The organism is Chitinimonas violaceus, assembly GCF_052601015.1.
Window position 1 is genome coordinate 1 of record NZ_JBQXDJ010000252.1, and the last position, 363, is coordinate 363.

Annotated in this window: 1 pseudogene; it reads left to right on the forward strand. The window is 52.6% G+C overall.

Features of this window, described 5'->3' with window-relative positions:
- Positions 1-127 (forward strand): annotated as a pseudogene (locus tag ACUHMQ_RS21175) (transposase); the annotation flags it as partial.
- Between the last annotated feature and the right edge of the window lie 236 nt (positions 128-363).

The following is a 363-nucleotide window of genomic DNA, read 5'->3' on the forward strand; positions in this document are numbered from 1 at the left end:
TTGCGTGGGGGCGACAGTGCAAATAGCCAAGCGTAGTGAGCTGCATCGGTTTGCGGTGATGCCGAAGCGTTGGATAGTGGAGCGTTCTTTTGCGTGGTTGGAGAAGTGCCGTCGATTGTGGAAGAACGGGTCTGTCAGTAATTTCGTGTTCAAGGCATATCATGCTCCCAAGGAGAATGTATGCCTCGCAAACCGAAAGCCAAGCCGGTGGAATTGCCGGCAATTCCCGCCGAGCTCCTAGGGTCTGTTGACGTTTTGACTTCGGTATATTGAAGAAGCGCAGCAAACCCGCAGAATTACGGTTCCTATACCAATCACCCTGCGGGTTTGCTATGCCCCGATTGATGCTCAGTGACGAGCTTT